This is a genomic window from Pseudomonas sp. LF020 (assembly GCF_053456425.1).
The window spans coordinates 111,125-128,898 of the sequence record NZ_JBRFIX010000003.1 but is presented as its reverse complement, the minus strand read 5'-3'; the positions used below and the strand labels follow the sequence as shown (position 1 = coordinate 128,898).

At 58.8% G+C, this 17,774-nt stretch carries 18 protein-coding genes; 16 read left to right on the top strand and 2 right to left on the bottom strand.

Annotation, left to right across the window (positions count from 1 at the left end; all coding sequences use genetic code 11):
- The first annotated feature begins 5 nt into the window (after positions 1-5).
- Genes ACU680_RS08330 through ACU680_RS08310 form a run of 5 tightly spaced genes read left to right on the top strand, consistent with a single transcriptional unit; the run spans position 6 to position 4,979 of the window.
- Positions 6-338, top strand: a complete 333-nt coding sequence (locus ACU680_RS08330) for a phage baseplate protein (RefSeq protein WP_003222189.1) — start codon at positions 6-8, stop codon at positions 336-338.
- Positions 335-1,330, top strand: coding sequence for a baseplate J/gp47 family protein (locus tag ACU680_RS08325; RefSeq protein ID WP_448179195.1), 996 nt, complete (start codon positions 335-337; stop codon positions 1,328-1,330). Before ACU680_RS08330 ends, ACU680_RS08325 begins: the two co-directional genes overlap by 4 nt.
- Positions 1,327-1,962, top strand: a complete 636-nt coding sequence (locus ACU680_RS08320; protein WP_448179194.1) for a phage tail protein I — start codon at positions 1,327-1,329, stop codon at positions 1,960-1,962. Before ACU680_RS08325 ends, ACU680_RS08320 begins: the two co-directional genes overlap by 4 nt.
- The gene (locus ACU680_RS08315) at positions 1,963-4,422 is read left to right on the top strand and encodes a phage tail-collar fiber domain-containing protein (protein ID WP_367083378.1); all 2,460 of its coding nucleotides are present in this window, start codon (positions 1,963-1,965) and stop codon (positions 4,420-4,422) included. It begins immediately after the preceding gene.
- 8 nt (positions 4,423-4,430) lie between these two features.
- Positions 4,431-4,979, top strand: a complete 549-nt coding sequence (locus tag ACU680_RS08310; RefSeq protein ID WP_448179193.1) for a DUF4376 domain-containing protein — start codon at positions 4,431-4,433, stop codon at positions 4,977-4,979.
- Positions 4,980-5,015: 36 nt separating this feature from the next.
- On the opposite strand, the gene ACU680_RS08305 is transcribed toward ACU680_RS08310, so the two are convergent.
- Complete coding sequence (locus ACU680_RS08305; protein WP_448179192.1) at positions 5,016-6,575, bottom strand: alginate O-acetyltransferase AlgX-related protein; 1,560 nt, start codon at positions 6,573-6,575, stop codon at positions 5,016-5,018.
- Between the two features lie 11 nt (positions 6,576-6,586).
- Entirely contained in the window at positions 6,587-8,083 is a 1,497-nt protein-coding gene (locus ACU680_RS08300; RefSeq protein WP_367083384.1) for an MBOAT family O-acyltransferase, read from the bottom strand.
- A gap of 282 nt (positions 8,084-8,365) precedes the next feature.
- On the opposite strand from ACU680_RS08300, the gene ACU680_RS08295 reads away from it, so the two are divergent.
- The 11 genes from ACU680_RS08295 (at position 8,366) to ACU680_RS08245 (ending at position 17,742) form a co-directional block, all read left to right on the top strand.
- Positions 8,366-8,578, top strand: a complete 213-nt coding sequence (locus ACU680_RS08295; RefSeq protein ID WP_367083385.1) for a hypothetical protein — start codon at positions 8,366-8,368, stop codon at positions 8,576-8,578.
- 2 nt (positions 8,579-8,580) lie between these two features.
- Positions 8,581-9,747 carry a phage tail sheath protein gene (locus ACU680_RS08290; protein ID WP_448179191.1) on the top strand — a complete coding sequence of 389 codons (1,167 nt, stop codon included), beginning with the start codon at positions 8,581-8,583 and terminating at the stop codon, positions 9,745-9,747.
- A complete protein-coding gene (locus tag ACU680_RS08285; protein ID WP_007964324.1) occupies positions 9,747-10,253 on the top strand; it encodes a phage major tail tube protein in 507 nt (168 codons plus the stop codon). Before ACU680_RS08290 ends, ACU680_RS08285 begins: the two co-directional genes overlap by 1 nt.
- A 233-nt stretch (positions 10,254-10,486) precedes the next feature.
- Complete coding sequence (locus ACU680_RS08280; RefSeq protein ID WP_448179190.1) at positions 10,487-11,068, top strand: phage tail assembly protein; 582 nt, start codon at positions 10,487-10,489, stop codon at positions 11,066-11,068.
- Between the two features lie 128 nt (positions 11,069-11,196).
- Positions 11,197-13,692, top strand: a complete 2,496-nt coding sequence (locus ACU680_RS08275) for a phage tail tape measure protein (protein WP_448179189.1) — start codon at positions 11,197-11,199, stop codon at positions 13,690-13,692.
- The gene (locus tag ACU680_RS08270) at positions 13,689-14,072 is read left to right on the top strand and encodes a phage tail protein (protein WP_007964328.1); all 384 of its coding nucleotides are present in this window, start codon (positions 13,689-13,691) and stop codon (positions 14,070-14,072) included. Before ACU680_RS08275 ends, ACU680_RS08270 begins: the two co-directional genes overlap by 4 nt.
- Positions 14,065-14,277, top strand: coding sequence for a tail protein X (locus ACU680_RS08265; RefSeq protein WP_400764482.1), 213 nt, complete (start codon positions 14,065-14,067; stop codon positions 14,275-14,277). The genes ACU680_RS08270 and ACU680_RS08265 overlap by 8 nt, the downstream gene beginning before the upstream one ends.
- A 9-nt stretch (positions 14,278-14,286) precedes the next feature.
- Positions 14,287-15,315 (top strand): phage late control D family protein, encoded by a 1,029-nt coding sequence (locus tag ACU680_RS08260; RefSeq protein WP_448179188.1) that lies wholly within the window; start codon positions 14,287-14,289, stop codon positions 15,313-15,315.
- Between the two features lie 170 nt (positions 15,316-15,485).
- Positions 15,486-16,070, top strand: a complete 585-nt coding sequence (locus ACU680_RS08255) for a phage tail terminator protein (protein WP_448179187.1) — start codon at positions 15,486-15,488, stop codon at positions 16,068-16,070.
- On the top strand, positions 16,067-16,246 hold the full coding sequence (locus ACU680_RS08250; RefSeq protein ID WP_007964333.1) for a DUF2635 domain-containing protein: 180 nt from the start codon (positions 16,067-16,069) through the stop codon (positions 16,244-16,246). Before ACU680_RS08255 ends, ACU680_RS08250 begins: the two co-directional genes overlap by 4 nt.
- A complete protein-coding gene (locus tag ACU680_RS08245; protein WP_448179186.1) occupies positions 16,246-17,742 on the top strand; it encodes a phage tail sheath subtilisin-like domain-containing protein in 1,497 nt (498 codons plus the stop codon). Before ACU680_RS08250 ends, ACU680_RS08245 begins: the two co-directional genes overlap by 1 nt.
- Positions 17,743-17,774: the final 32 nt, after the last annotated feature.

Genomic DNA, 17,774 nt, shown 5'->3' with positions numbered 1-17,774 from the left:
TTCCCATGATCGGAATCGATAGAGACTCCGGGGCCACGGTCGACGACTGGCTGCAGTTCGTGCAGCGCGCGACACGAGCCCTGACCACGCCGCTGGGCACCCGGCAAAAAAGGCCCCTCTATGGCTCGCTGATTCCCACGCTGCTGGGGCAGAACCTCGGTGACGACGTTCTGCTCCTGGCCCAGAGCCACGCGGCTCAGGCGTTCTACAACGCGCAGAACGGGATTAGCGATTTTCAGCCGAGCGTGATCGTCGCCAGCCGTCAGGGCGCCGGTCTGCTGCTGCGTTTCGCCGGCACCTGGAAAAACCGTCAACAGACCTTCGAGGTAGTGACATGAGCATGTTGATCCCCGGCCAGAATCAGTTGGCCGAACCGGCGCTGATCACTGTCGACGCTTTTGAAGACTTGCTCGCCGAGTTCAAGACCTTCGTTGTCGAGTATGTCGGCGCCCGAGCGCCGGACAGCGTAGCGAAACTCAAGACCAGCCTCGATAACGAAAGCGAATTGCTGACCCTGGCGCTCGAGGCTTTCTGCGTGCGCCTGCAAACCCACGAACGCAAATACAACGCCCGCATCAAGCAGATGCTGGCGTGGTGGGCGACCGGCAGCAACCTCGATGCACGGCTGGCGGACATGGGCCTGGAGCGGCAGTTGCTCGATCCGGGCGACCCGGCAGCGTTCCCGCCGGTGCCCGCGATTTCCGAAAGCGACGACGACGCCCGGTTGCGTTATTACCTGGCGCCACATGCCCCGGCAGCGGGCTCGCGAATGCAGTATCGCCGCGAGGTATTCACCCTCGGTGAACGGCCGACAGTGAAGGTCGAATCCACCGACGCCGGTGTGGTGAATGTCACCTACACCTTCAATCCGGACGGCCTCGCTGCACAGGTCAAGGACGGCAACGGTCGCCGCACGGCGCCGGGTGAGGTGCAGGTCACGGTGTTGTCGCGAGACGGCGATGGTACCCCGTCTGCAGCGTTGCTTGACGGTGTACGCCAGCACTTCGCCCGGCCCGATGTGCGACCGGAAACCGATCTGGTCACGGTCAAGGCTGCCGACATTCAGCGCTACAAAATCCGCGTGGTGGCGAAGATCAATTCCGGCCCCGACTCGGGCCTGACCAAAGTCGCCGCGCAGCAACAATTGCAGGCCTACGCCGACAGTTGCCATCGCCTCGAAGGGCGTGTCGACCCGAGCTGGATCGACTACACGTTGCACAGCGCTGGCGCCGTGCAACTGCAGATTCTCGAGCCGCTGGAGCCGATCGTGAGCACTGCGTTTCAGGCGCCTTACTGCACCGCGGTCGAGGTCGAGGTGTTGACGTTATGAGTGAGTCAACACAACGCCCGACCCTGTTGCCGGCCAATAGCTCGGCACTCGAGCGCGGGCTGGATGTGGGCTTCGGCACACTGCTGGATCGCATCGCGCCGCCGTTCCCTGAACTGATGAATCCGAGCCAAACGCCGGTGGAATTTCTGCCATATCTGGCGGCGGATCGCGGTGTCGCCGAATGGAGCACCGCCGCGCCAGAAGCGGAAAAACGCCTGACCGTCGAACTGGCCTGGCCCACCGCGCGGCAGGCCGGTACTCGCAAGGCGCTGGAGAACGCGGCCAAGGGTTTGCAACTGCGCCCCGAAGTCCGCGCCTGGTACGAACAGACGCCGCCCGGCGTGCCTTACAGTTTCAGCGTGCGGGCCTTCAGCGACCAACCCTACAGCGCAGAAATCGACGCCCGTCTCGACCGGCGTCTGGCTGATGCCAAGAGCGAGCGGGACATTCTTTCGGTGACGGTTGGCTTGAGCGCGTTCGGCAGCCACTCCATCGCCGCCGCGACTTTCTGCGGTGAGTTGACGACGGTTTATCCGGTGTTCATCGAGGGACTCGAAACCTCTGGCGAGGCGTTCATGGCCGCCGCGATGTACACCGTCGAAACATCCACTATTTATCCTCAGGGGGCCTGAATGGCTGACTATTACACCCTGCTCACCAACGCAGGGATTGCCTACGAAACGGCGTGCAAGGCCGCAGGGCTGCCGATCAAGCTGACGCAGATTTCTGTCGGTGATGGCGGCGGCTCGGTCTATAACCCGGCCGCGACCGCCACGGCGCTTAAACGCGAAGTCTGGCGCGGTCCGCTCAATGCCCTGTTCCAGGACGAGAAAAACCCGAGCTGGCTGCTCGCCGAAGTGACCATTCCGCCGGATGTCGGCGGCTGGTATGTGCGTGAGGCGGGGCTGTGGACCGACACCGGGATCCTCTACGCCATCGTCAAATACCCGGAGTCGTTCAAACCGGTACTGGCGACGTCGGGCTCGGGCAAAGAGTTCTACATTCGCTCGATTTTCGAGACCAGCAATGCGTCGCTGGTAACGCTGCTGATCGATGACACCGTGGTCAAGGCCACACGTGCGTGGGTCATGAGTTACCTCGCCGAAGAACTCGGCAAACTCGATGGCAAGCAATCGGTGCGCGTCGCGGCCTCTACCAACATCGTGTTGAACGGTGCGCAGCAGATTGACGGCGTCGCCGTGATCGCCGGCGACCGCGTGCTGCTGGCGAACCAGACCCTGGCCAAGGACAACGGCCTGTGGATTGTCGCCAATGGCGACTGGGTGCGGGCGACTGATGCCAATACCAGCGCCAAGGTCACGCCGGGCCTGACGGTCATGGTCGAGGAGGGTACGGCCAACGGTGATTCGCTGTGGCACCTGACCACCAATGCGCCGATCACTCTTGGCACCACCGCGCTGACGTTCAAGATGCTCGCCGGGCGTACCGGTATTGCTGCCGGCACTTACAAGAGCCTGACGGTTGATGAATATGGTCGGGCGACGGCAGGTGCGAATCCTGAAACGCTGGCCGGGTTTGGCATCAAGGACTCCTACACCAAAGCTGAGGTTGAAGCGCTGATCGCCAAGGCATCGGCATTGCCCGTGGGTTCGATTGTCGCGTTCCCGGTGGATGCACCGCCGCCGGGTTTTCTGGAGCTGGATAACAGCGTCAAGAGCAGTGCGACTTACCCGGACTTGAGCGCTTATCTGGGCGGCAAGTTCAACAAGGGCGATGAGGGGGTTGGGAATTTCCGTTTGCCGGAAGCGCGTGGTGAGTTCTTGCGCGGATGGGATCATGGGCGGGGAATCGATACAGGCCGCGCGCTAGGCAGTACGCAGCTTGATGCAATGCAGGGCCACTACCATTCGCCGGTTCGTGTTGCTGGAACCGGTGGCGCCACTTTGGTCAATTCGATCAGCTCCACAGCTGTTGCGAACATGAATCCTAGTACCGTTGGTTCGCCGCTGATAGGAACCCATGTCGGGGCGCCGACTCCGGATCTGTTCACACCCGAATTTGGGACGCCGAGAACGGCTGCTGAAACCCGCCCCCACAACATTGCCTTCATGTGGTGTATCAAAACCTGGAATGCCCCGGTCAATCAGGGAAACATCGATGTTGCCGCTCTTGCCAAGGAAGTCGAGCGGCTCAAATCCGCTGTTCCGGTGGGCGCCATTCTGGCATTCCCAACCGGCATCGTTGCGCCGGGTTATCTGGAGCTGGATGGCAGTGTGCAGAGCATTGCGACTTATCCGGATCTGGCGGCTTTTCTAGGTACCACTTACAACAAGGGTAACGAGGGGGCGGGTAACTTCCGCTTGCCTGAGTCGCGCGGTGAGTTCCTGCGTGGTTGGGATCACGGGCGAGGTGTGGATGGAGGACGAACTGTTGGCAGTGCCCAAACCGATTTATTCAAGACCCACAACCACCGTTATTTTGATGAGACCGGTGCAACTCTTGATCCTGCTGGTGTGTGGGAGGGAGGTAAAGTCAATGGCGCGGCTGCAGCCATATCTTCAGGAGCCTTTCTTTCTGCTGTAGACACCGGTGTCACGATGCAAACAGTGACTGCTGTCACGACTGTGGATACCGGTGGGACGGAAACCCGTCCCCGCAACATCGCCGTCATGTGGTGCATCAAAGCCTGGAATGCCCCGGTCAATCAGGGAAGCATCGACATCGCCGCCTTGACCGTTCTGGCTCAACAAGCGACCGAACTCAATCAAGGCACAGCGAAAGTTGCCTCTCAAGCGCAGACAGACTCGGGTACTGACGATCAAACCTTCGTCACACCAAAAAAGTTGCGCCGGGGTTTTCAGATTCTCAAACAGGCCAATGGTTATATCGTTTTCCCCTCATGGCTTGGCGGCATTGTCATTCAATGGGGATATCAGAACATTCCTGGCAGCACGACGATGACGTACCCGTTTCCGCTAGCCTTTCCAGCCGCGTGTGCAAGCATCACGGCAAGTTTCGGGACTCCCGCTCAGGGAACCGTTAATGCCGATATGATCAGTAACAATCAGTTCAAGCTTCAGAACACATACACCGGTCAGCAGATCGCTCGATGGCTTGCCATTGGTTACTAGGAGCCAGAATGAAATACGCAATATTCAATGAGAACTTTGAGTTGTGTGGCCGCTATGACTCCGCAACTCACGAGCAAATTCCCGAGGGTGCTCTCGAGATACCGGACGATCTGTATTTCAAGACGATCCGGGAAATTGATGGCATCTGGATGTTGGTAGAGGGTTCAGTTGTCAAACAACCATTTCCAGCTGCTGCACCGAACCTGCCAATGCTCGTGGCGAATGAACGATTTCGACGAGAGGCTAGCGGAGTAAACGTGGAAGGCCTGTTGATCGAAACCACTCGCGACAGCCAAGCACTGATCGCCAGCACCGGTCTGTCCGCCATTCTCGACCCCGAGTACCGCTGCAACTTTAAAACCCTGAATGGTTTCGTCGAAATCGGTGCCGAACAGATTCTCGCTATTGCCAAGGCTGTACGTGCTCACGTCCAGGCGTGTTTTGACCGGGAACTGGCGTTGCTTCGTGCCATTGAGACGGATACCTATACCCACGCCATGCTTGGGGAAGGGTGGCCGTTGTCGCTGCCGGCCGAGTTGCTGCCAAAACCTTGGTGAGCGCCCCATAGTGCAGGGCGCGTGCACATGACCCTATCAATCGATAAGTTTATCGGCCTTTGTCTCTCGGCCAGTTCTTGCGTCCAGTGTCGGAGGTTCGATTCTTACGTGAAAACATGACTTGTTGGCTTCAAAATCAAGCCGAATGAGTTTGACGTTTGACGCGGAAGACCACTTTGGCAACGTTCTGAGATCCAGCAGATGGCGCCCGGTGGGTGCAGTGAATTTAACACTGTGCTCCTCATCAAATGCAGGACGGGTTTCATCCAGCCAGAAGAATTGCATGGGGATGGCTTGTGTGCCGTCAGCGCACGAAAGGTTCAGGCTCAGATATTCGACGTCCGTCGGTGTGACCGGTTTCGAAAGCGAAAAGTTGATAAGCGCGTCATTGCCAGTGATTTCATAATCATTGCCAGACTCGCCGTGAATCAGTTGATTGTCGCTGATTGGTATCGCGCTGCTGACAGTCTTGAATTCGCCGGTGTCAGGAAGAAATGCCGCAGGAGGGAAATAAGTAAAAAACTCTGATCGTGCGGCGCGCTCGACGACGGTGACAAAGACATAATCGGGCTTCCACTCGTCTACAAGTTGTTGAAAACGGCCACCGGGTTTGAGTGCTTCACTCCAATGCAATTGAATGACATTCTTGAATGTCGCCGCCATCAAAGGCGACAGCGAGTTACCAAAGGAGTCGCGTAACCACAGCACTTTTTTGTCATTCAAGGCACCTTTTGACTCAACGAGAATCGGCGTGTTCGGCGCCTTGATCGGTAGGTTTGCGCCTTTGGTCAGTGTTTTTTTGCTGTCGAAATCAATCGTCGTCGTCGTGATCGCTAGTGTCGAGGCACTGATAACGGGTTCTTCATCATCCAGGCTAGCGCTCAAACGAAGAAAATTGGCCAGGTCTCCACCTTTTCTCAGCGGTGTCTCAACGATGGCGTACGCCGTCGGCGATGGCCACACAATGGTTGGGTCGGATATGCCTATCGTTTGCGCAAATGCGCGGAATCCGACGGCAGCGCCGACAGCGTTCCAGTGGGTGTCCGTTTTGTAGTAGAGAGCATGTGGCAGTGTGTTTTTTGCTTCAAGCAACGGAGCACGTAAATCGACGAAACGATTCCCGGAGTCCTGCGAGATCAAGGCATCGGTTGGATTATGCGGAGCAGGTCGGGCCCACTCGGGTAAGTGTTCGGGATAGATCGTGCCTTTGTTGGGACCGATCATGAGCCGAAAGACTTTGACGCCCTTACCTGTCAAATAAGCATCCCAGGCGGACATCGCAGCTCCGATCTGCTTGCCGAGCGCCAGATCTGTTTCGGATGCAGCGCGTCGGTCTTCGGACAGTGTACTGAGGTACATGTCTCCAAGGTATAACCAGCCGTCTTTTCCGATGATGACCTGTTGCGGGTCAGTGCTTATGCCTAAAGGGTAAAGAACGGCAGCTGCCCATCTGGGAGCGAAATCCATGTTATAGAGGAATGCCTTGCTCTTCCAATTGATAGCACCACGATTGGGCGCCTCAAAGATATTGATTGCGGGTATGGAGAGAAGCACCAACAAGTTGAGCGCAATAAAAAAGATTACTTTAGGTTTCATGATTGTTGGCATCAAAAATTAAAGTAAAGGAAAACGGTGCTGGTAGCGGCCAACGAGAAGCACATTGCGATCGAAAACAGAGCCGCACCATACAATGTTCTCCATCTTCCGATGGTCCCGTTTGCCATTTCCATTGAGTTTTTCCGGCTGATCAGCACGAACGCAAGCATGATCGCTACATAGGTCGGTATAAGGCCAATCGAGCCGGTCGGCAGATAGCGGATCAGGACGTCGGACAGCCAGCCTCCCCAAGCCAGCTCGTGGGTGGATAAAGCGGCAATTTGTTGGCCGGCAGCAGATTTGAAGTCGACCATTCCGCTGAGTACTCGCATGGCATCGTCCAGAGTCTTGGCCCGGAAGAAGACCCAGGTGATGTTGACGAACATAAACGTCACGATCCAGGCGAGTGCAGTGGGCATAGGGCAGCGCAGCTGTTTCCAGAATCTGTGGATGACCAGCGCTGCGCCGTGCAGAGCTCCCCAAATGACAAACATCCAGGTTGCGCCATGCCATAGGCCACCCAGTAGGAAAGTGGCGAACAGGTTTATGTACGTGCGGAACTCACCGGAGCGGTTGCCCCCGAGCGGTATATACAGGTAATCGCGTAAAAAACTGCTGAGCGTGATGTGCCAGCGGCGCCAGAAGTCCTGGATGTCGAGGGCTTTGTAGGGGGAGTTGAAGTTTATTGGCAGCCATATATTGAAAAGTAACGAGGCACCGATCGCCATGTCGCAATATCCGCTGAAATCAAAATACAGCTGAAATGTATAAGACAGGCTGGCCGCCCACGCTGAATAAAAGTCGAGAGCATGGTTGCCATCAAAACCGGCAGTGGCCCACACCGCAAAACTATCGGCAATGACAACTTTCTTGAAGAGCCCTATTGAAAATATAAATAACCCCTTGATGATGTTTGAGTATCTGATGCTCAGGGTCCAGCGAGACGCGAATTGCGGCATTATTTGTCGGTGATGAACAATCGGGCCGGCAATGAGGTGGGGGAAAAAAGTGACGAAAAGTGAGTAGTTAAGAAGATCGTACTCTGCAGTCTCTCCTCGGTAACTGTCCACCAGATATACAATTTGTGTGAAGGTGAAAAAGCTGATCGCCAAAGGCAGTAATATGTGCGGCAGAGGATAATCTGTGCCCAGTACGGTATTGATATTGCTGAGTAGAAAGTCCGTGTACTTGAAGTACCCGAGCAACAGTAGGTTGGCCGCAATGCCTGTGGTTAATACGACTTTTCTGTTGATTGCGTGATGTGGTTTTCTATTTTCCTGGGCTGGCAGGTAGGCTTGAGCGAGCCCGGTGCCAATGGCGAAGTTCATGAAAATCGATCCCAATATCAAAGGCAGATACTGGATATCCCAATACGCATAGAAAAACAGGCTTGCGGCTACCAGCCAGACCTTTCCGGCAATAATCAGGCGCCGATGGTTCAGCCAAAAATAAACGAAAAATGAAATAGGCAAGAAAAGAAGTATAAATTGCCATGAACTGAAAATCATGTTTTGAAAAGGCCGTTTTGGGCTAGATGACCTAGCCAGGTTTTTTATGATGTCGAATCAGCTTCAAATATCGCTGGCAATTTAACCGAATTATCTTGGGTGGAGCAAATCGCGTCGACACCAAGCAGTCGTCAACATTTGAATGAGGCGTGTAATACAGCGCGTCTGATCTGCAACAAATAAGCAGCAGCGCCCACGTACTCTGGGCCATCCCTTTATCCAATAGCCCCTGACAGCCCCTTCCTCAAACAAGGGGCTTTTTTGTATCTGGAGAAAACCGAAATGGCACACCGCCAAACTTACACCGTGCTCATTCCATTTCCTACCGGAAATGGACACTGGTCGAGCGCCGGCCAGCAACTTGACCTGCTCGACGTGGAGGCCAGTGCTTTGTTCACTGCCGGTCGCCTTGCGCTGAGCGACAACAACGGGGTCGATCAGTCGACCGCAATGACTAACCAGGCCAAAAAGGCCGCTGCCAAGAAGGCTGACTGAACATGGCTGAGGTTTTGAACTTCGAGCACAACGGCATTACCGTCAATGCCACCGAATCCCCCGAGGCCATGGGTGGCCTGGGTGACAACGTCATCGGTCTGGTCGGCACCGCGCCGAAAGCCGATCCGCTGATTCCGCGCAACGCACCGTTCCGCATCAACAGCTTCACCACCCACGCGCTGCTCGATCCGACCGGCGCTGAAGAGGGCACGCTGTACCACGCGGTTTACCAGATCCTCAAAGTGGTCAAGGTGCCGGTGTACGTGGTGATCGTCGAAGCGGGCGCGACTCCGGCCGACACCGTTAACGCGGTCATCGGTGGTGTTGATCCAACCACCGGCCGCAAGCTCGGTCTGGCCGCACTGGGCAGCGTCCCGGAAGACCTGACCATCATCGGCGCGCCGGGCTTCACCGGCACCAAAGCGGTGGCCAGCGAGTTCGCCTCGTTCGGCAAGCGCATCAAGGCCCGTGTGGTGCTGGACGGCAAGGACGCCTCGGTCGCTGATCAAGTGACCTACAGCCAGGAACTGGGCGGTGCCGACCTCGGTTTTGACCGTTGCCTGGTGGTGCACAACATGCCGGCCGTGTACTCGAAAGCGGCGAAGAAAAACGTCTTCCTCGCGCCGTCGAGCCTGGCGATTGCCGCACTGGCCAAGGTCAAGCAGTGGGAGAGCCCGGGCAACCAGGTGACCTACGCCGAAGACGTGTCCCGCGTCGTTGAATACAACATTCTCGACACTTCCACCGAAGGCGATCTGCTCAACCGCTACGGCGTGAGCTACTACGCCCGCACCGTGCTCGGCGGTTTCTCGCTGCTGGGTAACCGCTCGATCACCGGCAAGTTCATCAGCTACGTCGGCCTCGAAGATGCGATCAGCCGCAAGCTGGTCAAGGCCGGCCAGAAAGCCATGGCCAAGAACCTGACCAAGTCATTCATGGATCAGGAGGTCAAGCGCATCAACGACTGGCTGCAGACCCTGGTCGCCGACGAAACCATTCCTGGCGGCAGCGTCTACCTGCACCCGGAACTCAACAGCATCGAGAAGTACAAGAACGGCACCTGGTACGTGGTCATCGACTACGGCCGCTACGCGCCGAACGAACACATGGTTTATCAACTCAACGCCCGCGATGAAATCATCGAGCAGTTCCTGGAGGACGTTCTCTAATGTTTACCAACCGCGTAAGACAGGCCATCGCGGCCACCCTGCAAGGCCTGCCGTTGTCGGCGACCGTTGAGGAGTTCACTCCGCCGAAGATCGACTTCGACATGGAAAACATGACGGGCGGGCGCTTCATCGTTGAGGAAATGGCCAAGAGCGCCAAGCCGCTGAATGCTCAGATCAAGCTGCAAGGCACCGGTGCTGAAGTGTTGCTGGCGATGGGGGTGAAGCTGGGCGACGACATCCTGCTGAACGTGCGTGAAGCCGGTCAGGATCAGGACGGCAACACCTGGTTCACCTACCACACCATCGGCGGCAAGCTCAAAACCATGGGTGAAGACGCGATCAAGATGGGCGGCAAAGCCCTGACCACGCTGGACTTCTCCTGCCGCACCTACAACCGCCTGGAAAACGGCGTGCCGGTGATCGACATCGACGTGCGCACCCAGAAATTCGTGCTCAACGGTGTAGACATCCTCGGTGATGCGCGTCGTGCGGTGCTGATGCCGTAACGCGGTAAGCAAGCCCTGCACCAAAACTTGTGGGAAGGAGCTTTTGTGGTGAGGGGATTCATCCCCGATGGGGCGCGAAGCGGCCCCAGCATTGAGTTGGCGATTTAGCGGATACCGCACCCATCCATAAGCGGGGCTGCTGCGCAGCCCATCGGGGATGAATCCCCTCGCCACAAAGGTTTCTTCTCCCAAGTGCTGCAACACCCCTTCAAGAATCACCAAGGAATTCATACATGTCGTGGATGCCACCCAAGCATGACCTGCTGTCGCCGATCACCGGCGACGACGGCACGCAGATCGAACAGATCCAGCTCAAGCCGCTGTTCTACGCCGCGCAGAAAGAAGCGCTGGAACGCGCCGGCGATGATGAGGACGATCAGTTCTTCGAACTGGCGCTGCTCGCCACCGGCCTGTCGGTCAAGGAACTCGACCAGCTGAAACGCCCGGACTACGTGAGCATCGCCCAGTATGTGCACGAGATGTCGACCCGTCCGGCGTCGTACTTTCTGGAGCAGGTCGAGGACGCGGAAAAGTCCGACGATCCTGACCAGGTGCAGCTGCTGCAACCGCTCGCCGTGACTGGCCGCACCGTGACCTCGCTGTCGCTGGAAATGCCCGCACTGCGCGCCACCAAAGTGATGAAGAAACTGAAAACGGCCAAGGAACGCGCCGAGTTCATCACCGCGCATTGTACCGGTCTGATGATCCCTGATCTGGCCCAGCTGAGCGTCCCTGACTGGACCCAATTGCAGGTGCGCATCGACGATTTTTTAAACCAGCCGGCGGCCTACTTTCGGAACGCGACATCGAAGTAATCCTCGATATCGTCCCGCTCATTTACCCGGTAAGTGAGGCGGAGATTCTGGAGTGGGACGCCGAAAAGGCGTTGCGCCGCTACGACATAGCGATCACTCGCCTTGGCGTGAAACAGGAGTAGAGCGGCATGGCAGACACATCGTTTTCGCTGATGTACGCCGCGCAAACCGGCGGCGCGGGTTCCGGTTTATCGGCAGGCGGATCGGCCACAGACAGCCTGATCAAACCACTGTCCGAACTGAAAGAGGCGCTGCTCACGGCCAGCCTGGACATCCGCAGTCTGGTGCGTGAACAGATCAAACTCGGCGCCGTTGTCCTGGGGCTGAACACGGCCCTGGCATCGTTCAAGGTGCCAATGGTAACTGCCGCACCGGCGGCTGGCGGCGAGAGCAAGTCAAAGCTCAAGGCTGAGATTGAACAACGCTCGCCTCCGGCCTACCTGCAATCGGCCATGGCCCTGGAAACCGCCATGGCGCAGATCAAGCAGGTTCAAGGCCTGGGTGGCGACCTCGACACGCTGTCGAAAGCCAACCTTGAACTGGCCACCGACAAACGAGTTGCCGGCAGTGGGGCGACGGTCGTGGATCTGGTGCAGGTTGAAGTCGCGGCTGGCCGATCCGGGATTGGCGCGGGCCTCAAGGGCGCCGACAAGGAACAGGTGCTGCTGGACTTTGCCCAGGATGCAGCGGTCAATGCGTCGGCGTTCGGCATCAGCCTGAAGTCGGCCGGTGAAATGCTGTCGGCCTGGCAATTGTCGATGAAACTGGATCGCACTCAAGGTCAGCTGCTGGCCGATGCGACTCAGCATCTGGGCAACAGCGGACTGAATGCGACGGCTGCCGACATCGGCTCGGTCGTGCAGCAATCCGGCGAGTCGGCCGTTGCAGTGGGGATCCTGCCCGAGCAGTTGGCGGCGCTGTCAGCCGCGTTGCTCAACGCTGATGTCGACAAGGCCGGTACCGGCGCGGCGGTGAAAAGTATCAGCGCAGCCCTGGGCAAAGGCACCCAAGGCTCGGCGGCCGAGCAGTCGGCGTGGAAGGCGTTGGGCCTTGATCCCGGCAAGTTGACTGAAAACGTACCGGACAACCTTGTCAAAGCGTTGGCGGCATTGAAGCAACAACCGGCAGAGCAGCAAACGGAGCTGGTCAAGACACTTTTCGGTGGCGACGACGGTGTTCGCAAACTGCTGGCGAAACCCGAAGACCTGCAAAAGGCATTTTCGCTGGTCGCGCCGGCCAAACTGGAAGGAACGTCGACGCTTGTGCCGTCGCAAGCGACCCAGGGCAGCCTCGCATCGCCATTCAACGGTGAAGGGGGCGTGCGCCAGTGGATGGGCAAGCCCGGGGAGGCTCAGACGCCGCTTTCATTGCTCAAGCCTGATGATCCATTGACGCCGGCTTACAGCGGCGCGATTGAACGCAGCGCCGAGCCTGCGGGCAAAGACCCGCAGCGAAGCTGGAACGCGTTCGATGCCAGTCTCAATCGTTTGATCACGGCATTGGCGCCGGATGCGACCGGCACGCTGGACTCGCTGACGAATATGACCAATGGCGTGGCCGATATGGCTGAAGCCCATCCCAAGACCTCGACGGCATTGGCCCTTGCGGGCGTTGGACTGTCGGCCATCGTGGTGGCGGTGATGGCCAAGGCATTCGGCAATTTCACCGACAAACTGCTCAAGGGCGTCGCTTCAAAATTGCCGCTCGGTCTTGGCGGTTTGATTGCCGATATTGAAGACCCGAAAGCCAGGAAAACGTCTGCCGGAAATAGCGCGGGCCATGACTGCTGCTGCAAACCGCTAGGCGGCGGGACAGGCGACAAACTCAAGCCTCGCCGGTCAAGCACCAAGCCTCGCCGCTCAAGCACCAAGCCTCGAGTCAGACGTGAACAAACCGGTCGAGGCGGGAAAAGCCCCCGCACAGTGCCCCCTCGGCCACTACGGATCAGTGCACCGCCGGCGTCGCCGGCACGACCCGTTCTGCCCCGCCTGTCCGGCACGTCCTGGCCGGCAAGCATGACCGCATTTGCAGGGTCATCAGCCGTCAGTCCTGCTCCGGCCGCTTCACTGTCCGGTTCTTACGCCAAGGCAGGTAGACTGCTTGCCAAACGGGCACCGCCGCTGCGGTTGCTCAGTGCCGGATATGAAATGGTCACCGGCGTCATGAAGGGCGATACGCGTGCCGTCGTGTCGTCCGGTGCCTCGTTGGCCGGGTCTTCTGCTGGGGCCGCCGTCGGTGCAGCACTTGGCACGTTGATTTTGCCCGGTGTGGGCACGGCAATTGGCGGGTGGCTCGGAAGCATGGCGGGGGGCGCGATCGGTGAATCCCTGGGCGACAAGCTAGGGACACAAGTCGATCGTCTCGGCTCACCTGCACAGGTCAGCAAAGACCTTATCGCGACTTCGGCGATTTCCACGATCCCCGGGGCACCTGCCACCCCAGTCGCCAGCCAGCCGGTCACGTTCAACTCAACCATTAACATCAATGGTCAGGACCAGACCAGCGCCCAGGCACTGGCCAATCTGGTGGTGCAAACCACCATGGGGCAGTTGGGCCAGATCATGCCGACCAATCCCCTCGCCACACGACGTGACGCAGCCCTGACCGATGGAGTCGCCACATGAAACAACAAATGGCCCTGGGCAGTTTCATCTTTGGCCTGTCACGCGGCTTTGCCTACAGCAGTTTTCTGCGCAAGTCCGACGGCGGCTGGACGGAACTGCAGATTCTCACCAGCAAACCCAAGTCCCATCAAATTGGCCAGAAACCCGAAACCCTGACCATCACCGGTAAATCAATGTACGCGGTGGCCATGGATCGGCTGGATGAGCTGCGGGCGCTGCAAGCCCTTCGTGTGCCGCTACCGCTGATTGATGGCATCGGCCGTAATTGGGGCCTGTGGCGAATCACCATGGTTCAGGAAACCCAGACCTGCATCATCGATGATGGTACGGCGATGGTGGTCGACTGGACCCTTGAACTGGCGGAGTTCAACAATGCGTAAGGTACGAAGCATGGCCGGCGATTCGGTGAATCTGTTGCTCTACCGTGAAACCGGTCGCAGCGATGACAGCGCCGAAGAAGCCCTGTGGAAACTCAACCCGACCTTGGCCGAACGTGGTCCGATTCTCCCGGCAGGTGTCTGGGTGACATTGCCGGAACTCGACAGCAGACCCGCCGCGATCAAACCGGTTCTGGCCTGGGACTAAGGAGGTTGCATGACACAGGGATTCACCCCGGCGATCGAAATCTATGGGGCCAACAAAGACTTGCTGAATCAGCGTCTGATCAGTTGGGAGCACGTTGATGCTGCCGGGATGGAGTCCGATCAACTGACACTGGTGATCGACCTGGAAGGCCTCGAAGGCTTGCCGACCCTGGGCGGAACCATCGGCCTGCGGGTGGGTTATCTGGAATCCGGGCTGGTCGAAAAGGGCCAATTCAAGGTGACCAGACTGACACCAACGCTGTTCCCGCTGCGCCTGACGCTGGTCGCTACGGCCGCGCCCTTCAGCGGCAAGGACGAAACCGGATTCAAGGAACGGCGTACGGCCAGTCATGGCCCCACCACCCTTGGCGCACTGTTTCGCGAACTGGTCTCGCGGCACGATTTTTCGCCGCGCGTCGATCCTGAGCTGGCGCTGATCCGGATTGCTCATGTCGACCAGTCGAACGAAACCGACATGAGCTTCATCACGCGACTGGCAAAGAAGTACGACGCGGTGGCCAAACCGTTCAACAACCTCTACGTGCTGGCTAAACCGGCGCAGCTGAAAAACCTCTCGGGCCAGGTGATACCGGACGTCAGGCTGTCGGTGACCAGCAACAATCGACCGGGTGATCACGCCTTTATCAGCGCGACACTGGAAGAGACTGCCCGCACCCAGAATCAGGGTTGCAAGACCTGCTTTTGGGACGGTGCTCTTGGCAAGCTGCAGGAGGTGATCACCGGTTCCGCACCCTACAAGGTCATTCGCCAGAAACAGGCGAGTGAAGAAGAAGCCAGGGCCATCGGCGAAGCCGAAGTGCGCAAGATGCTGCGCGAGAAATACAAGCTGAAGGTCACTTGCCCGGGCGATCCGCTACTGGCTGCCGAAGGCCTGTTGGTACTCGATGACACCTGGCCAGACTTCATGCGCGGTCGCTGGTCGATCAAAAAAGTCACCGCCAGCGGCAAGCGCGAGGAAAGCTATCGCTGCCTGATCGAAGCAACCGGCCTCGATCCGAAAGCCGAAGCCAAGGACTGATTCCCCGCTTTGTCACTGCGATGAAGATCCCTGTGGGAGCGGGCTTGCCCGCGAAGAGGCCAGCCCATTCAAAAGATGCCGGTTGATCCACCGCCATCGCTGGCAAGCCAGCTCCCACAGGTTTTGCAGTGTTCTGCAGACCGCTTTTCATTCAACTCTGGAACACCACCATGAAGATCACCCCGATCCTCACGCAACTGCGTGGGCAATGCCCAAGCCTTGCCAATCACATTGCGGTGGGTGTCGATCTGGCGTTGCTGCAAGGCAATGCCGATCTGCCGACACCCTCGGCCCATGTGCTGCCGCTGGCCGATGTCGCCAGTAACAGCACCGCGCAAAACCTCACCGCCCAACCGATCCGCGATCGCTTCGAAATCGTCCTGGCGCTTGACGCTACGGACGGCACAAAAGCGCTGGATCTGTTGCACGACCTGCGCGCCGAACTGTGGTGCGCGCTGGTGGGGTTCAAGCCGGGCACCGACTACAGCGCCATCGTCTATGACGGCGGCGAGATGGTCTCGATCAACAGCAGCCGGGCCTTCTATCGGCTGCGCTTTTTTGCCGAGTTCCAGCTTGGCCGCAATCTGCCCAGTCAGCCTGCGGAGAGTTGGCACGAACGTGAACTGGACGGTTTGTCGTCCTTTACCGGGGTCACCGTGCGGGTCGATGCGATCGACCCCGCCGACCCCAATCTGAAACACCCGGGCCCTGACGGGCGCGTGGAACTGACTTTCTCTGGAGACGTAACCCCATGAGCAATCGCATCACCGTACTGCCGGCCGCTGGCCGTGCCGTACCTGACCCGGAAGCGGGCGATCTGCTGCCCAAAGAAGGCCGTGAAGTGCTGGACAGCGCCTGGTGGCGCCGACGTCTGGCCGACGGCGATATCACCCTCAAAACCGTAAAAGTCAAAACACAGGGAGCCAAATAATGGCGATCGGATTCAGCAACATCCCCGCGGACATTCGTGTACCGCTGTTCTATGCCGAAATGGACAACTCGGCCGCCAATAGCGCGACTTCGGCCATGCGCCGTCTGATCGTCGCTCAGGTCAACGACAACATCGCTCCGACCGAAGTCGGCAAACTGGTGCTGGTCTCCAGTGTTGCGCTGGCAAAAAGCATCGGTGGTCAGGGCTCGATGCTCGCCTCGATGTACGAGACCTTCCGCAAGGCCGACCCGATCGGCGAGATCTGGTGCCTGCCGCTGCACAACGCTGAAGGCGCCATCGCCAAAGGCGTGCTGACCCTGACTGGCACCGCGACTCAGGCTGGCGTGCTCAACGTGTACGTCGGCGGTGTGCGGGTGCAGGCCACCGTGGTCAACGGTGCCACCGCTGCTCAGGCGGCTACTGCTCTGGCGCAGAAAATCAACGCCACCGCCGATCTGCCGGTGAGCGCTGCGGCTGCCGAAGGTGTGGTCACCCTGACCGCCAAATGGACCGGCGACAGCGGTAACGACATCAGCCTGCAGTTCAATCGTCTGGGCAAGAGCAATGGCGAAGAAACCCCGGCCGGCCTGACCACTGCGATCACCGCCATGACCGGCGGCGCCGGTGTGCCGGACCAGGTCGCAGCCGTGGCTGCACTGGGCGACGAGCCGTTCGAGTTCATCGCACTGCCGTGGTCGGATCTGTCGACCCTCAACACCTGGCAAGCAGTGATGGATGACAGCACCGGTCGCTGGTCCTGGGCCAAGCAATTGTTCGGTCACGTTTACAGCGCCAAGCGCGGCACCGTCGGCACGCTGGTTGCTGCTGGCCAGGCACGCAACGACCAGCACATGACCATTCAGGCACTGGAGCCGGGCGTACCGCAACCGTTCTGGGTCCAGGCTGCCGCACTGGCTGCACGCACCGCAGTGTTCATCTCCGCCGATGCCAGCCGTCCGACCCAAAGCGGCAGCCTGCCGGGCGTCGACCCTGCACCGGCCAGCGAGCGTTTCACCCTGACCGAGCGTCAGTCGCTGCTCAACTACGGCATCGCCACCGCGTACTACGAAGGCGGTTACGTGCGCATCCAGCGTTCGATCACCACCTACCAGAAGAACGCTTACGGGCAGGCCGACAACTCCTACCTGGACAGCGAAACCATGCACCAGTCGGCGTTCATCGTGCGTCGTCTGCAAAGCGTGATCACCAGCAAATACGGTCGCCACAAACTGGCTTCCGACGGCACCCGTTTCGGCGCCGGCCAGCCGATCGTGACGCCAGCGACCATTCGCGGCGAGCTGATCGCGCAGTACGCCAAGCTGGAACTGGAAGGCCACGTGGAGAACGCCGAGCTGTTCGCCGAGCACCTGATCGTCGAGCGTGACGTGCAGGACCCGAGCCGCGTGAACGTGCTGTTCCCGCCGGATTACATCAACGGTCTGCGCGTGTTCGCACTGCTCAACCAATTCCGTCTGCAATACGACGACGCGGCCTGATAAGCGCGTTTGGCCGTAAGCATTCAGCCCAC

Coding starts and splice junctions, on each gene's coding strand:
- ACU680_RS08320 (WP_448179194.1), top strand. CDS start 1,327: ATGAGTGAGTCAACACAACGCCCGACCCTGTTGCCGGCCAATAGCTCG.
- ACU680_RS08325 (WP_448179195.1), top strand. CDS start 335: ATGAGCATGTTGATCCCCGGCCAGAATCAGTTGGCCGAACCGGCGCTG.
- ACU680_RS08330 (WP_003222189.1), top strand. CDS start 6: ATGATCGGAATCGATAGAGACTCCGGGGCCACGGTCGACGACTGGCTG.
- ACU680_RS08295 (WP_367083385.1), top strand. CDS start 8,366: ATGGCACACCGCCAAACTTACACCGTGCTCATTCCATTTCCTACCGGA.
- ACU680_RS08290 (WP_448179191.1), top strand. CDS start 8,581: ATGGCTGAGGTTTTGAACTTCGAGCACAACGGCATTACCGTCAATGCC.
- ACU680_RS08260 (WP_448179188.1), top strand. CDS start 14,287: ATGACACAGGGATTCACCCCGGCGATCGAAATCTATGGGGCCAACAAA.
- ACU680_RS08255 (WP_448179187.1), top strand. CDS start 15,486: ATGAAGATCACCCCGATCCTCACGCAACTGCGTGGGCAATGCCCAAGC.
- ACU680_RS08275 (WP_448179189.1), top strand. CDS start 11,197: ATGGCAGACACATCGTTTTCGCTGATGTACGCCGCGCAAACCGGCGGC.
- ACU680_RS08310 (WP_448179193.1), top strand. CDS start 4,431: ATGAAATACGCAATATTCAATGAGAACTTTGAGTTGTGTGGCCGCTAT.
- ACU680_RS08280 (WP_448179190.1), top strand. CDS start 10,487: ATGTCGTGGATGCCACCCAAGCATGACCTGCTGTCGCCGATCACCGGC.
- ACU680_RS08300 (WP_367083384.1), bottom strand. CDS start 8,083: ATGATTTTCAGTTCATGGCAATTTATACTTCTTTTCTTGCCTATTTCA.
- ACU680_RS08245 (WP_448179186.1), top strand. CDS start 16,246: ATGGCGATCGGATTCAGCAACATCCCCGCGGACATTCGTGTACCGCTG.
- ACU680_RS08265 (WP_400764482.1), top strand. CDS start 14,065: ATGCGTAAGGTACGAAGCATGGCCGGCGATTCGGTGAATCTGTTGCTC.
- ACU680_RS08285 (WP_007964324.1), top strand. CDS start 9,747: ATGTTTACCAACCGCGTAAGACAGGCCATCGCGGCCACCCTGCAAGGC.
- ACU680_RS08250 (WP_007964333.1), top strand. CDS start 16,067: ATGAGCAATCGCATCACCGTACTGCCGGCCGCTGGCCGTGCCGTACCT.
- ACU680_RS08270 (WP_007964328.1), top strand. CDS start 13,689: ATGAAACAACAAATGGCCCTGGGCAGTTTCATCTTTGGCCTGTCACGC.
- ACU680_RS08315 (WP_367083378.1), top strand. CDS start 1,963: ATGGCTGACTATTACACCCTGCTCACCAACGCAGGGATTGCCTACGAA.
- ACU680_RS08305 (WP_448179192.1), bottom strand. CDS start 6,575: ATGAAACCTAAAGTAATCTTTTTTATTGCGCTCAACTTGTTGGTGCTT.